Here is a 13,296-nt window from a genome sequence, read left to right on the forward strand (position 1 = left end):
TCTTGGAGCCGCGGCTTGTCGGGTCGAATTTATGGGTTGCCTAGAGATGCGTGGCGCTTAAAGCATATGCGTCAGACGACGCGAAATTGGACCGCAAATCAGACCCATGACCAACAGAGATTATTATTCGAAACTCGGTGGCTTGCCGCCTCAGACCGAACTTCTTTCCAGCAAGGCCGTTTTCACGACATCCTATGCGGTCATTCCTCGGACCGTCATGTCAGATATCGTGGCCAGCCTGCTTCCCCATTGGGAGGGAACGAGGGCATGGATCATCTCCCGCCCGATGACGGGGTTTTCGGAGACGTTCTCCCAATACATCGTGGAAGTTCAGCCTGGTGGCGGAAGCGACCGGCCGGAACCCAACGCGCGCGCCGAGGCGGCAATCTTCGTCGTCGAGGGCGAGATGTCGATCGAGTTTGGCGGAAGCGATCATGCGCTGAGGGCAGGCTCCTTTGCCTATATCCCGGCCGGATCGCCGTGGAAGCTGCGCAATCGCGGCACGGCGCCGGTCAAGTTCCACTGGGTTCGCAAGGCCTTCCAGCCGGTCGAGGGGCTGGAAGCTCCGCCTGCGGTCTTCACCCATGAAGACGAGCATCCGATTTCATGGATGCCGGACACGGGCGACCGCTGGGGCACGACCCGTTTCGTCGATACGTCCGACGTCCGTTACGACATGCATCTCAACATCGTCACCCTGGAGCCCGGCGCGACCATTCCGTTCATGGAGACGCATGTCATGGAGCACGGCCTCTACGTGCTCGAAGGCAAGGCCGTCTACCGGCTCAATCAGGATTGGGTCGAGGTGGAAGCGGGCGACTACATGTGGCTGCGCGCCTTTTGCCCGCAGGCCTGTTATGCCGGCGGTCCCGGCCGCTTCCGTTACCTGCTCTACAAGGACGTCAATCGCCACACCGAACTGTGGTAGTCGCTGCCTGACGAGCATGCGCGGCGTCCTCGCGCCGGACGCCGCCGTCAGCCGAGTTCGAGGGTCGTAATCCCGAACACGCCCGGCATCCGCACCTTCGGCGCCGGGCCGCGATACATACGCGCGGTCGTGAAGCCTTTCACGAAACGATGTGCCTCGAGATAGGCTGAAAATTCCGTCTGCGAGGCGGATACGTCGACATGCATGGTTTCGGCGCCGATCTCCGCGGCACAGGCGCTCAGCAGTTTTTGAGCGTCGGCGGCGGTCTGGGCAAACAGCGGCCCGATCTTGTAGCCGTCATGGCATTTGCGGCAGACCGCATAGCCGCAGACATTGCCGTCACGGATGATGACCTTGGCAGCCCGCGGCGGCTTCAGCCAGGCGGTCAGGAAAATATCGCGCTTCGCAGGGAAGAACGCTTGGTCGTAGCCAAGAATGGCGGCCAAGAGATCGTCGGTGACTGCGGCCACATCGGCATCGCGGCTTCCGGCGAGGCTGCCGCTCCAGCGAAACGTCTCATAGGCCGGTTCGAAGCCCATGCTGCGATAGTTCGCCTGCTGTTCCGGCACGCCGTCAAGGCCGATCGTCCGGCCGTCGAGATGCGCCATACCGGCATCCCAAACCTTTCTGCCAAAACCTTTGCCGCGAAAATCTGGTTGGGTGATGTACAGGCCGATAAAGCCGAAATCGGAACCGTAGCGGACCGCGGATATGCCGGCCGCCATTTCCCCATTCACGAAACAGCCGATAAAACCCTGAGGGTCGGCGGCATGAAGAGCCGGTGCATCGGCAAGGCCGGGATTCCAGCCCTCGATCCGCGCCCAGTCGACGAGTTGCTCGACCTCGGAGAAGGTGAGCGCGCGGATGGTCGAGTCAGTCTTCATTTGGCGGCCAGCTTCCGGGGTTCGAAACCCTCCAGCAGTCCCTTGTAGGGCTTGGAGACGGGCGAAGCATAAGCGCCGCGTTTGGCCGTCGACAAGCCCAATGTCACCAGCGCCTCGGCGTGTTTCAGCGCCGCTGCGACGCCGTCGACCACAGGCACGCCGAATTCGCGGCGTAGCTCCGCCGTGAGGTCCGCCATGCCGGCGCAGCCGAGTACGATAGCCTCCGCCTTGTCCTCCCGCAAAGCCGTGGCGATCTCACTACGCAACCGATCGCGGGCATTGGAGTTCGGATCTTCCAGCGACAGAACCGGAATATCGGCAGCCCGCACCTTGCATCGCCCGGCCATGCCGTACCGGTCGACGAGATGTTCGAGCGGCAGGCGCGAGCGCTCCATGGTGGTGACGATGGTGAAGCGCTGGGCAATGAAGGTGGTCGTGGCCAGAGCCGCTTCGCAGATGCCGACAACGGGAATATTGGCCAGCGCCCGTGCGGCGTCGAGGCCCGTGTCGTCGAAACAGGCGATGATCGCCGCATCTGCACCGGCCTTCTCGCCCCTGGCGATCTCGATCAGCAGGCCGGGCACTGCGAAGGCCTCGTCATAATAGCCCTCGATCGAGACCGGCCCCATGGAGGAGGTGACCGCAACGATCTCGGTGTTCGGATTGGCGACACGCATGGCGGAGTCGGCGATCGTCGCCGTCATGCTGGCGGTGGTATTCGGGTTTACGACAAGAATGCGCATTCTGTTCACGACCGCAGGCGACGGCGATTGAGGTGGACGATCAGGCCAAGCGTGCCGGCGATGACGAGGAAGGAAAACACCGTCGTCACCGTGCCGAGCGCGTAGAGAACCGGTGTCGTGACATTGGTCGTCATGCCGTAGATTTCGAGCGGCAGCGTGTTGAAGGTGCCCGCGGTCATCAACGTGCGGGCAAATTCGTCATAGGACAACGTAAAGCCAAACAGGCCGACGCCGATGAGGCTCGGCGCGATCATCGGCAGCACGACATGGCGGAAGGTCTGCCAGGACGAAGCGCCGAGATCGCGCGCGGCTTCCTCGTAGGCGGGCGAAAAACGGTTGAAGACGGCGAACATGATCAAGACGCCGAAGGGCAGCGTCCAGGTGAGGTGCGCACCGAAGGCGGACGTATACCAGGACGGCTGGAACCCGAGCTGCTGGAAGACGACGCCGATGCCGAGCGAGATGATGATCGAGGGCACCACCAGGCTGGCGACCGCGAGATAGAAGAGCGCGGTCGAACCAATGAAGCGGCGGCGGAAGGCGAGGCCCGCGAGCAGCGAGACGACGACGGTGACGATCATCACCATGATGCCGAGCATGGCGGAGCGCCGGAATGAACCGCCGAAATCGCCGACCGCCTGGGTCTCGAACAGGTTGGCGAACCAGCGCAGCGAAACGCCGTTCAGCGGGAAGGTGAGGCCGCCGTTCGGCCCCTGGAAGGAGAGGATGAGGATCGCCGAGAGCGGACCGTAAAGGAACAGCACGAAGATGGCGAAGAAGATGGCGAGAAGATAGAATTCCCGGCCGCGCTTGTCGCTGTGCATCTCAAAGCTCCTTGCGGATATCGACGATGCGGAGAATGCCCGCGACCATCAGCAGAACGAGGACGAGCAGGACGACCGCGTTGGCGGCGGCTGCCGGATATTGCAATAGCGACATCTGGTTTTTCATCATCAGAGCCACCGAAGCGCTCTGGCCGCCGGACATCACCTGAACGGTGGAGAAATCGGCCATGACAAGCGTCACGACGAAGATGGTGCCGATCGCCATGCCAGGCTTGGCAAGCGGAATGATGACGTTGGTAAGGATTTGCGTGCTCGTGGCACCGGCGTCGCGCGCCGCTTCGACCAGCGATTTGTCGATGCGCATCAGCGTGTTGAAGATCGGCGTCACCATGAACAGCGTATAGAGATGCACCATGGCAAGCACGACGGCGAAATCCGAATAGAGCAGCCATTCGATCGGCTCCGGGATGATCCCAGCATTGATCAGGGTCGTATTGACGAGGCCATTGCGCCCCAACACCGGAATCCACGAGATCATGCGGATGATGTTCGATGTCAGGAACGGCACCGTGCAGACGAGGAACAGCACCATCTGCATGGCCGTGGTGCGAATGTGGAACGCCAGAAAATAGGCGACCCAGAAACCGACGAACAGCGTGATCGCCCAGACCAGGAAGGCAAATTTCAGGGTATTCAGATAGGTCTTCCAGGTCACCCACGAACCGAGCGTCTCCGCATAGTTCATCGACAGGAAGTCCGGATACATCTGGGCGAAGTCGTAATCCCAGAAGCTGACGACCGAGATCATCAGGATCGGCAGCAGCAGGAAGGCCCCGAGGATGAGCGCCAGCGGCGTCGCCTGGAGATAGGAGATCGCAGCCGGCGACAAGCGGAAGCTCTTGGGCTTTGCGTTCTCGGCGTTGGCCGGTTCGGAGGATGTGATCGTCGCCATGGTTGTTTCCCTTTTGAGGGGCTTAGCGGTGCGGCAGTCTTAACCCTCCCCCTCGTGGGGGTCCGGAGGACGGGACGGGGCAAGCGACCCGTCCCCGGTTGGTGGGACGGCAGGCGGGAGGGGTTTTCACCCGGAGCGAAGTCCCCTCCCCAACCCCTCCCCACAAGGGGGAGGGGCTTCACGCCCCATTCCTGCTACGCGGCGATGAACTCGTTCCAGCGGCGGACCATGTAGCGGTCCTCGTCCATCACCGAGTTCCAGCATGCGACGTGGCCCATGCGTTCCTCGAAGGAGCCGCCGTCGCGCACGGCGCCCGCCTTTTCCATGACCTTGCCGTCCGGAGCGACGATATCGCCCTTGGCCGGCTTGCCTTCGATCCAGTAGCCCCACTCGTCCGCGGACATGTGGGCCTTGGCGGTTTCCATGGCGGCCGAATAGTAGCCCTGGCGGTTGAGATAGGCGCCGACCCAGCCGGACGTGTACCAGTTGATATATTCATAGGCAGCGTCGAGCTTGGCGCCCGAGAGATGAGCTGCAAGCCCGAGACCGCCGCCCCACGAGCGATAACCTTCCTTGAGCGGCTGGTATTTGCAGGCGATGCCCTTGGAGCGCACGGCGGCGACCGCCGGCGACCACATCGACTGGATGACGACTTCGCCCGAGGCCATCAGGTTGACGCTCTCGTCGAACGATTTCCAGAAGGCACGGAACTGGCCCGCCTGCTTGGCCTTGATCAGGAAGTCGATCGTCTTGTCGATTTCCGCCTTGGTCATGTTGCCCTTGTCGGCATATTTGATGTTGCCCATGGCCTCCATGATCATCGCGGCATCCATGATGCCGATCGACGGGATGTTGAGGATCGAGGCCTTGCCCTTGAACTTCGGGTCCATGATGTCGGCCCAGGTCGAGATCTCGCGGCCGACGAGGTCCGGGCGGATGCCGAGCGTGTCGGCGTTGTAGATGGTCGGAACCATCGTGAACCACTTGGTTTCTTCCTTGGCGAAGGTCTTGTCGCCGGGCTTTGCGACATAACCGACCGTGTGCGGCGCGGTCCCTTGAGCGATCACGCTGTCGGGCTTCAGCTTGCCATTTTTGAACAGCGGCACGATCTTGTCGTAGTACTTCAGCTTGGTGGTATCCATCGGCTGGATGACGCCGGCCGGATAGACCTTCTTCAAGATCCAGTACTCGATATCGGCGATGTCGTAGGAGTTCGGCTGGGTGACGGCGCGCTGGGCGGCGGCATCCGAGTCCGTCGCGGTCATTTCGAGCGTGATGCCGAGGTCGGCCTTGCACTTCTCGGCGATCGCATTGAGGTTCGAAACACCGGTGCCGAACTGGCGCAGCGTGATCGGGTTCTGGGCCCAGATGGTCGGGAAGCCGGTGATGGCGCCGGAACCGGCGGCAAGACCGGCCGCGGCGGACGCCGTCTTCAGAAGCGTGCGGCGCGAAATTCCCTTAGGTGTCTTTTTGGTCTCAGTCATTGCCTTGTTCTCCTCTGTTGAGTTTTTGTGTTTGCATCAGTTCTTGAGGCGGCCGAGGACGATGGCGTCCTCGCGGCCCCAGGAAAGCGGGATCGCTCCTCCGACCTTGACCGGATTGGCAAAAAATTCGGCGTCGGTCAGGATCGCGGTGAAATCCTCGATGCCCGCGCCGTTGACCGAGAGCTTCACCGAAGAACCGCGATATTCCACGTTCGAGACGGAGCCGGTGAAGCCGAGGCCCTTTTCGGAAGGCTGGCCGATGCGGACATGGTCGGTGCGGATGGCGATGTCGGCCGTATCGGTCAGCCCGGCGGCGCCGTCGTCGGTGGCAAGGAAATCTCCGCCTGCGGGCACCGACAACATCAGCTTGTCGCCGGAACTCTGCGTCACCCGGCCCGAGATGACGTTGTGGTCGCCCATGAACTTGGCGACGAAAGCGGTCGCCGGTTTTTCGAATACCACGCGAGGATGGGCAGCCTGCTCGATGCGGCCGTCGTTCATGATGACGATGATATCGGCGAGCGCCATCGCCTCTTCCTGGCTATGCGTCACGTGCACGAAGGTGATGCCGAGCGACGCCTGCAGCTTCTTGAGTTCGGCACGCATGCGGATCTTCAGGAACGGGTCGAGCGCCGAAAGCGGTTCGTCGAGAAGCAACGCTTCCGGATCGGTGATCAGCGCGCGGGCAAGCGCCACGCGCTGCTGCTGGCCGCCGGAAAGCTGGGCCGGACGGCGGGTCGCATAGGCTTCGAGCTGCATCAGCCGCAGCATGTCCATAGCCTTGGCGCGCCGTTCGTCCTTGTCGACGCCCTTCATCTTGAGGCTGAAGGCGACGTTGTCGATGAGGTCGAGATGCGGAAAGAGGGCGTAGGACTGGAACATCATCGCCGTGCCGCGCTTGGCCGGCGGCAGGTCGGTGACGACGGTGTTGCCGAGGCGGACGTCGCCTGAGGAAATGCTCTCGTGCCCGGCGATCATCCGAAGCGTCGAGGTCTTTCCGCAGCCGGACGGACCGAGCAGGCAGCAATAGGTTCCGGCTGGAATCTTCAGGCTGATCGCGTGAACGGCCGTGGTTGTCCCGTAGATTTTTGAGACTGAAGCGATGTCTATTTCGGCGGCTTTGCTCATCAGGCGCTCCCTTGCGTCTGATATTGTCATGCATCAGCCATGCCAACTCGATTAAACCATTAGAAAGACTTGGATTTACCTCGAAGCCCTGACGGGCACGTTTTGCGACTGCGTAAGAATCGGGCGATCGTTTTCGATCCTTTGGGCAAATCGTATGCAATCTTGCCATTGGATCAAAAACAAGTCGCTTGGCATCCTGTAGCCACTCGGGTTACAAAAGCCGGACATCGGACCACAGCAATGAATATCAGCGAAAAGATCAATCTTACCGATACCACGCCCGAGGATCGTTCCCCGGAGGATCGTTCCATGGCGATCCGGGAATCCCTACGCAATGCGATCATCGATCGACGTCTTGCGCCCGGCACCAAACTATCTGAAAGCGAAGTCGGCTCACTTTTCGACGTCAGTCGCACGGTCGCGCGCGCCGCACTGCAGATGCTCGCCTTCGAAGGTTTGGTGAAAACCGAGCGCAACCGCGGCGCCTTCGTCTCCAATCCGTCGCCGGAAGAAGCGCGCCAGATTTTTGCTTCCCGCCGACTGATCGAGCCCGGCATCATCGCGTCAGCGATCGAGCGGATCACGCCCGAGGATATCGCGGAGTTCCGCCGCCAGCTCGACGAGGAACAGCGTTACATGAACGAGCGCGGGCCGGCTGCGCGGCGAGCCGAGATCAAGGCGTCCGGCGATTTCCACCTCATGCTGGCCTCGGTCGCCGGCAATGTCATCCTGCAGCGGTTCATGGACGAACTGGTCGCGCGTTCATCGCTGGTGATCGCGCTCTATGGCCGTTCCGGCGTTTCGAGCTGCGGACATTCAGAGCATACCGCCGTTCTCGATGCCCTGGAAAAGGGTGACGGCGAGCGCGCCGCGAAACTCATGATCCATCACATCGATCATATCGAGGCCGATCTCGATCTTCAGGTGAAGCAGGGCTTGGGTCTCAAGGACGCGCTGTCGCTCGTTTAACCCCGCAGATGCCGCAATGCCTCGGTATAGGCGGCTAGGTCCCGTTCCGGATCGGCCGGCAGTGCGGCGGCGCGAATGACCCGGCCGCCACCTTCCTCGATGCCGAGGTCGATCATCAGGTTGTCGGCCTTGCCGTGGTTCTCGATCGACAAGCCGTCCGGGCCGCGAGGACGACCGCTGCTCTCATCGATGTCGAGCCCAGAATACCAGATCGACCGCACCCGCGTACCATAGTCGTCGGGATGGTTGGTATAGGCCCAGACCCGTTTGCCGAGCGCGATCATGAAGCCGATTTCGTAGACGGTGCCCGGATCGGCGCTGATACCGCGGAACGGCGTGATATTGGCGAGGCAGACATCCGCGCGCCGCATCGCGTCGTCGTTCCGCTGGTAGATCGCGGTTGCCGTCAGCTGGCCTACAGGCGCCTGGTTCTCGTCGCTGCCGGGACCTGTCGGCTCGAAGCCGAAGCTGCGGGCGAGGCGGCGTTTCTCACCCATCACGATCTGGGCATCGGGCAAAAATACTTCGGGGCCGGCGAGATAAATGGTCGGCATGAAAATCCTCTGATGAATCGGTCAGCACCGGTGTTCCATAGCGTCCTGTCCGGCTCATTGCGAGCAAGAATGCGTCGGGCGACGGGCTTGAGCCGCCAAAGGCCGTTCAGTTCATTACTGAATGGGCGAATCGCATTTTAAAAGTGGAGATTTGTAGACAAGTATAATCACGCGCATTAGGAATGCTCCCCGACGACGTTACCGGCAGGGGATAGATCATGGTTTCGCTCACTCGTTTCGCTACGCGCGGCCTTCTGGCCGCCGCACTTTCCGGCTTGCTGGCGCATGGTGCCGCGGCCGAGGAGATCATTTTCAAGGACCAGGAAAACCGCGAGGTGAAACTCGCCAAGGCCGCCGAGCGGATCGTTTCGATCGTCATTCCGATGGCCTCGACGGTGATCGCGCTGGACGGCGGGACGAAGAAGCTCGTCGGCATGAACCCGACTGCCAAGAGCGCCGTGCTCGAAGGCATCCTGAGCAAGATCTTTCCGGAAACCAAGGACATTCCGTCCGACGTGACCGCTCCGAATTTCGTGCCGAACATCGAGGCGCTGACGGCGACCAATCCGGATCTCGTCATCCAGTGGGGCGGCCGCGGCAACGATATCGTCGCGCCGATCACCAATGCCGGCCTCAACGCCATGCTGATCCTTTACGGCACCGAGCAGCTGACCCGCGACTACATGACGATGACGTCGAGGGCGATCGGCAAGCCGGAGCGCATCAAGGAACTGGTCGAGTGGCGCGACCGGGTTCAGAAGGACATCGAAGCCAAGGCCAAGGCGATCCCGCAAGACAAGAAGCCCAGCACGCTTTATATCGCCCGCGCGCTGAGCGAGATCGCAACCACGGGAACCAAGGGCAGCTACAATGCATGGTACATGGAGCTTGTCGGCGGCAGGAACGCTTCGGCAGAGCTCAACGGCACGGTGACGATCAACAAGGAGCAGATCGCCCAGTGGGATCCGGAAATCATCTTTCTCAACGCCTTCGAGGCCAAGCTCGACGTGAACTGGGTCTATAACGACCCGATCCTGTCGCTGACCAAGGCGGCCCGGAACAAGCGGGTCTACAAGATGCCGCTCGGCGGTTATCGCTGGGATCCGCCGAACCAGGAATCGCCGCTGGCCTGGATGTGGACCGCCAACCTGACCCAGCCGGATATCTTCAAATACGATCTGCGCGCCGAGATGAAGACCGCATACAAGACGCTCTACAACTACGATATCACCGATGCCGATATCGATAGCATCCTGTGGATGAAGGAACAGAGCGGCTCGGCCAACTACGCCCAGTTCAAGGCGAAGTAGGTCATGGCGGCGTTGACGCAGGACGAGGCGGCTCCGATGGTCCGCCGGGCGCACTTGGCACGGCAGACCCTGGTCTTCGCAGGGCTGCTGGCGCTGTTTGCGGTCGCTTTCGTGGTCAGCCTCTGCGTCGGCCGCTTCTCGGTTCCGGCCACGCGGGCGCTGGAGCTGATCTGGCTCGGCGCGACCGACCCGTGGCGGGAACTCACCACGATCGAGGAGCGCATCGTACTTCTGGTCCGGGCACCTCGGGTCGTGCTGGCAGCGCTCGCCGGTGCCGGGCTCGCCCTCTCGGGTGCGGCACTGCAGGGCGTTTTCCGCAATCCGCTGGTCTCGCCGGATATCCTCGGCATCTCGCAGGGAGCGGCCTTCGGCGGTGCGCTCGGCATCATGCTCGGCATTTGGGGTTTCCCGCTGATCTCCATGGTGTTCATCTCCGGCATGGCGGCGGTGATCCTCGTCGGCCTGATCTCGCGCATCAACGGCCGCAGCGAGACGATCACCGTGATCCTTTCCGGCCTCGTGGTCAGCTCGATGTTCTCCGCAGTCGTCTCGCTGCTGCAATTCGTCGCCGACCCGAACACCTCGCTTCCGGCGATCGTTTACTGGCTGATGGGATCCTTCGCGACCGCCACTTGGGAGCGCACCCTGATTGCAGCGCCCGGCCTCATCATCGGCGGCGTGCTCCTCTGGATGCTACGCTTCCGGCTTAACATCCTGTCGTTGGACGAAGCGGAAGCCCAGAGCCTTGGCGCCAGGACGAGCCGCGAGCGCTGGCTGGTCTTCGGGCTGATCGCCGTCATCGTCGGCAGCCAGGTGGCGGTTTCCGGCATTATCGGCTGGATCGGCATCGTCATTCCGCATGCCTGCCGCCTGCTGGTCGGCCACGACCATCGCGCGCTGCTGCCGGCCTCGGTCGTGCTCGGCGCCGGCTTCATGGTGATCATCGATACGCTCGCCCGCACCGCGACCGCCGCGGAAATCCCGCTCGGCGTCATTACCGCCCTGGTCGGCGCGCCGATCTTCGCGCTGCTGCTGCGCAATCACTACCGCGAAAGGAACGGCTCATGATCGGCCTCGAGGACGCCACCGTCCGCTTCGGGTCACGCACCATCATCGAAGCCTTGAGTTTCGTGGTTCCCGTCGGCCGCACGCTCGCCATCCTCGGCCCGAACGGCCGCGGCAAGACGACGACACTGAAAGCCATGCTCGGTTTCCAGCCGCTTGATGCCGGCCGCAAGGTCGCCCCCGATATTGTCGGTTATGTGCCGCAGACCGGCTCCAGCAACCAGCGTTACCGCGCGCTCGATGTTGCCGTCATGGGCCGCGCCGCCCACCTCGGGATTTTCGGCCAGCCGGGGCCGGAGGATTTCAGAATAGCTCATTCGGCGCTGGAACGGGCCGGTGCCGCCCGCTTCGCCGATCATTATTTCGATCGCCTCTCCGGCGGTGAGCGCCAGTTGGTGCTTCTCGCCCGTGCGATTGCCACGGGCTCGCAGGTGCTGGTCCTCGACGAACCGGCCGCGGCGCTCGATCTGCATAACCAGGAACGGCTATTGACGCTGCTCAACACGCTGCGCCAGCCGCGTGACAAGGCGATCGTCTTCACCACGCACGATCCGAACCACGCGCTTTCGTCCGCGGACGATGCGTTGCTGATGATGCCGGACGGCCAGCCGCCGTTGTTCGGCCCGGTCGCCGAGGCAATCACGCCGAGGCACCTGGAAAACCTTTACGGCGTGCCGATGCGCGTCGTCGAACTGGCTGGTCCCTCCGGCGAAACCCATCGGGCCGTTCTGCCCGCCTTTGCAGGAATCCGTGCCGCATGACCATCCTGATGATCCAGTCGCATTACCAGGAGCCGTACTCGATGACCGCGCCGCTGTTCGGCGATGTCATCGCCTCCGGTCTCATGAGAATCGTGCGCGAGATGGAGCTGACCGGCGACGATTTCGCGACGGCCCGAGGGCTGATCACCACTACCCATCTCGACCAGGTCGGCTTCCAGCGTTTCGCGGCCGATGCCGCCGCTTTCCTCGATCGCGGCGGCCGGTGGATCTATCACGGCCATATCCTGCGCCCGATATTGGCCGAGTTCGGCATCTACCGGCCGATCGAGAACCCGAAGCGGGTGGACTTCGTGCAGACCCGGCTCTGCGAACATCCGATCTTCGCCGGCATCGACCAGAAGATGCTGGAAACGAACCATGGGGTAGCCGGCTTTTACGGCCGCGGCCACAATCCGCCGCCGGAGGGTGCCGTCGTCATCAACGCGCTCGGCCCGGCAAAAGTCCCGGTCGATTGGGTATGGTCCAGGCCGCAGGGCGGCGAATTCCTCTCCCACGCCGGCAACGAATTCTGGGGCTGCGGCGACGATCCCGAAATCAAAAAGCAGTTGGCGAGCCGCGCCGCCGCCTGGCTTTCCGGGGAGCTGAACTGATGAGCATTCTCGCGATCCATCCTGGCGCCTATTACCATATCGAAACGCTCGAGGCACCGCGCTACGCTCACCACTTCGATACGCTCGTGCGGCCGGAAGACCTTCCCTCCGTGGACCTCGGCGAACATGCCGTCGTCTTCGTCCCTTGCCGCACGCCGGCCGATCGGCTGGCGCCGTATGCAGCCCAGCTGCGCGCCTATCTCGACCAGGGCGGCACGATCGTCGCCACCGGCGAGACGAACTGGGACGTCTTCCTTCCGGGCATAACCTTCACGCCGCAGCCGACGAACTGGTGGTGGTGGCTGACGCCCGGTGCCGATCTCGGCGTCCGCATCGCCTCCCCCGATCATTCGCTGTTCCGCCATCTCGGTCAGGACGACCTCACCTGGCACCTGCACGGCTGGTTCGATCCACCGCAAGGTGCGGACGTGCTCGCCGTCGACGGCGAGGGCAAACCCATTCTCTATGTGGACGAGGTGACGACGCCCGGCCGCATGATCATCACCAGCCTCGACCCGTGCTTTCATCACGGGTCACATTTCATGCCGGCGACGACGCGCTTCCTGGACGGCTTTTTGCCCTGGATGCGGGAAGAGCTGGACGGAGCAAGGACAAAATGACCGACAAAATCGACGTTCTCGAAGACGGCAAGCCGCTCTCCTACACCTATGCGGACATGATGCATTTCCACGGCTTCGGCTTCCCGGGCGGTGTCGCCCATGCCTTCAAGGTGATGCAGCGCGCCATGCCTTTGCTGAGCCCCGACAGTCCGCCGGAGCGCCGCGAGATCGTCATCCGCACCGCGTTCCGCGGTCCTGGCGGCCGGGATGCGTTCGAAATGGTGACGCGCGGCCTGACCGAAGGCCGCTATACGGTCGACCACGGGCTCGAAAAGCCGGAGCGCGGCAATATTCTCGAACGCTACGTCTTTGAGCTCAGCTATCGCGGCAAGACGGTGACGCTGCAGCTTAAGGAAGGCCATGTCCGCGACGAGTTCATTACCGTCAGCCGCAAACCTGACCGGACGCCGGCCGAAGAGGACCGCCTGGTTTGGCTGAAGCAGGAAATGGCCGACCGGCTGCTGGCGCTGCCGGCCGACGCGGTCTACGAAGAGGCCTGAGC

Annotated in this window: 15 protein-coding genes; 8 read left to right on the plus strand and 7 right to left on the minus strand. The window is 62.5% G+C overall.

What is annotated here, in order from left to right; genetic code table 11:
- The first annotated feature begins 106 nt into the window (after positions 1 to 106).
- Positions 107 to 928 carry a bifunctional allantoicase/(S)-ureidoglycine aminohydrolase gene (locus ABCW43_RS28065; RefSeq protein ID WP_345930624.1) on the plus strand — a complete coding sequence of 274 codons (822 nt, stop codon included), beginning with the start codon at positions 107 to 109 and terminating at the stop codon, positions 926 to 928.
- A gap of 47 nt (positions 929 to 975) precedes the next feature.
- Here ABCW43_RS28065 and ABCW43_RS28070 read toward each other — a convergent pair whose 3' ends face one another.
- From ABCW43_RS28070 to ABCW43_RS28095, 6 genes are all read right to left on the minus strand, one after another.
- Positions 976 to 1,812, minus strand: coding sequence for a GNAT family N-acetyltransferase (locus ABCW43_RS28070; RefSeq protein ID WP_345930625.1), 837 nt, complete (start codon positions 1,810 to 1,812; stop codon positions 976 to 978).
- Positions 1,809 to 2,555 (minus strand): aspartate/glutamate racemase family protein, encoded by a 747-nt coding sequence (locus ABCW43_RS28075; RefSeq protein WP_345930626.1) that lies wholly within the window; start codon positions 2,553 to 2,555, stop codon positions 1,809 to 1,811. Before ABCW43_RS28075 ends, ABCW43_RS28070 begins: the two co-directional genes overlap by 4 nt.
- A gap of 5 nt (positions 2,556 to 2,560) precedes the next feature.
- Positions 2,561 to 3,379 carry an ABC transporter permease gene (locus ABCW43_RS28080; protein WP_306862142.1) on the minus strand — a complete coding sequence of 273 codons (819 nt, stop codon included), beginning with the start codon at positions 3,377 to 3,379 and terminating at the stop codon, positions 2,561 to 2,563.
- A 1-nt stretch (position 3,380) separates the two neighbouring features.
- Positions 3,381 to 4,292: an ABC transporter permease gene (locus ABCW43_RS28085; protein ID WP_345930627.1), complete on the minus strand. Its 912-nt coding sequence runs from the start codon at positions 4,290 to 4,292 to the stop codon at positions 3,381 to 3,383.
- 194 nt (positions 4,293 to 4,486) lie between these two features.
- Entirely contained in the window at positions 4,487 to 5,776 is a 1,290-nt protein-coding gene (locus tag ABCW43_RS28090; RefSeq protein ID WP_345930628.1) for an ABC transporter substrate-binding protein, read from the minus strand.
- Between the two features lie 36 nt (positions 5,777 to 5,812).
- The gene (locus ABCW43_RS28095) at positions 5,813 to 6,904 is read right to left on the minus strand and encodes an ABC transporter ATP-binding protein (protein WP_345930629.1); all 1,092 of its coding nucleotides are present in this window, start codon (positions 6,902 to 6,904) and stop codon (positions 5,813 to 5,815) included.
- A 240-nt stretch (positions 6,905 to 7,144) separates the two neighbouring features.
- Between ABCW43_RS28095 and ABCW43_RS28100 the strand changes: the two genes are divergently transcribed.
- Entirely contained in the window at positions 7,145 to 7,873 is a 729-nt protein-coding gene (locus ABCW43_RS28100; RefSeq protein WP_345930630.1) for a GntR family transcriptional regulator, read from the plus strand.
- Here the strand turns inward: ABCW43_RS28100 and ABCW43_RS28105 are convergent.
- Positions 7,870 to 8,427 carry a nucleoside 2-deoxyribosyltransferase gene (locus ABCW43_RS28105; RefSeq protein WP_345930631.1) on the minus strand — a complete coding sequence of 186 codons (558 nt, stop codon included), beginning with the start codon at positions 8,425 to 8,427 and terminating at the stop codon, positions 7,870 to 7,872. The genes ABCW43_RS28100 and ABCW43_RS28105 overlap by 4 nt on opposite strands.
- A gap of 218 nt (positions 8,428 to 8,645) precedes the next feature.
- Here ABCW43_RS28105 and ABCW43_RS28110 point away from each other — a divergent pair, with 218 nt between their 5' ends.
- The 6 genes from ABCW43_RS28110 to ABCW43_RS28135 are packed head-to-tail and all read left to right on the plus strand — an operon-like array spanning position 8,646 to position 13,294.
- Positions 8,646 to 9,737 carry an ABC transporter substrate-binding protein gene (locus ABCW43_RS28110; RefSeq protein WP_345930632.1) on the plus strand — a complete coding sequence of 364 codons (1,092 nt, stop codon included), beginning with the start codon at positions 8,646 to 8,648 and terminating at the stop codon, positions 9,735 to 9,737.
- 3 nt (positions 9,738 to 9,740) lie between these two features.
- On the plus strand, positions 9,741 to 10,805 hold the full coding sequence (locus ABCW43_RS28115; RefSeq protein WP_345930633.1) for a FecCD family ABC transporter permease: 1,065 nt from the start codon (positions 9,741 to 9,743) through the stop codon (positions 10,803 to 10,805).
- Positions 10,802 to 11,563 carry an ABC transporter ATP-binding protein gene (locus ABCW43_RS28120; protein WP_345930634.1) on the plus strand — a complete coding sequence of 254 codons (762 nt, stop codon included), beginning with the start codon at positions 10,802 to 10,804 and terminating at the stop codon, positions 11,561 to 11,563. The genes ABCW43_RS28115 and ABCW43_RS28120 overlap by 4 nt, the downstream gene beginning before the upstream one ends.
- On the plus strand, positions 11,560 to 12,174 hold the full coding sequence (locus ABCW43_RS28125; RefSeq protein WP_345930635.1) for a hypothetical protein: 615 nt from the start codon (positions 11,560 to 11,562) through the stop codon (positions 12,172 to 12,174). The genes ABCW43_RS28120 and ABCW43_RS28125 overlap by 4 nt, the downstream gene beginning before the upstream one ends.
- Complete coding sequence (locus ABCW43_RS28130) at positions 12,174 to 12,794, plus strand: hypothetical protein (RefSeq protein WP_345930636.1); 621 nt, start codon at positions 12,174 to 12,176, stop codon at positions 12,792 to 12,794. Before ABCW43_RS28125 ends, ABCW43_RS28130 begins: the two co-directional genes overlap by 1 nt.
- Positions 12,791 to 13,294, plus strand: coding sequence for a hypothetical protein (locus ABCW43_RS28135; protein ID WP_345930637.1), 504 nt, complete (start codon positions 12,791 to 12,793; stop codon positions 13,292 to 13,294). The genes ABCW43_RS28130 and ABCW43_RS28135 overlap by 4 nt, the downstream gene beginning before the upstream one ends.
- The last annotated feature ends 2 nt before the right edge of the window (positions 13,295 to 13,296 follow it).

The organism is Neorhizobium tunisiense (genome assembly GCF_039631515.1).
Classification (GTDB): Bacteria; Pseudomonadota; Alphaproteobacteria; order Rhizobiales; family Rhizobiaceae; genus Neorhizobium.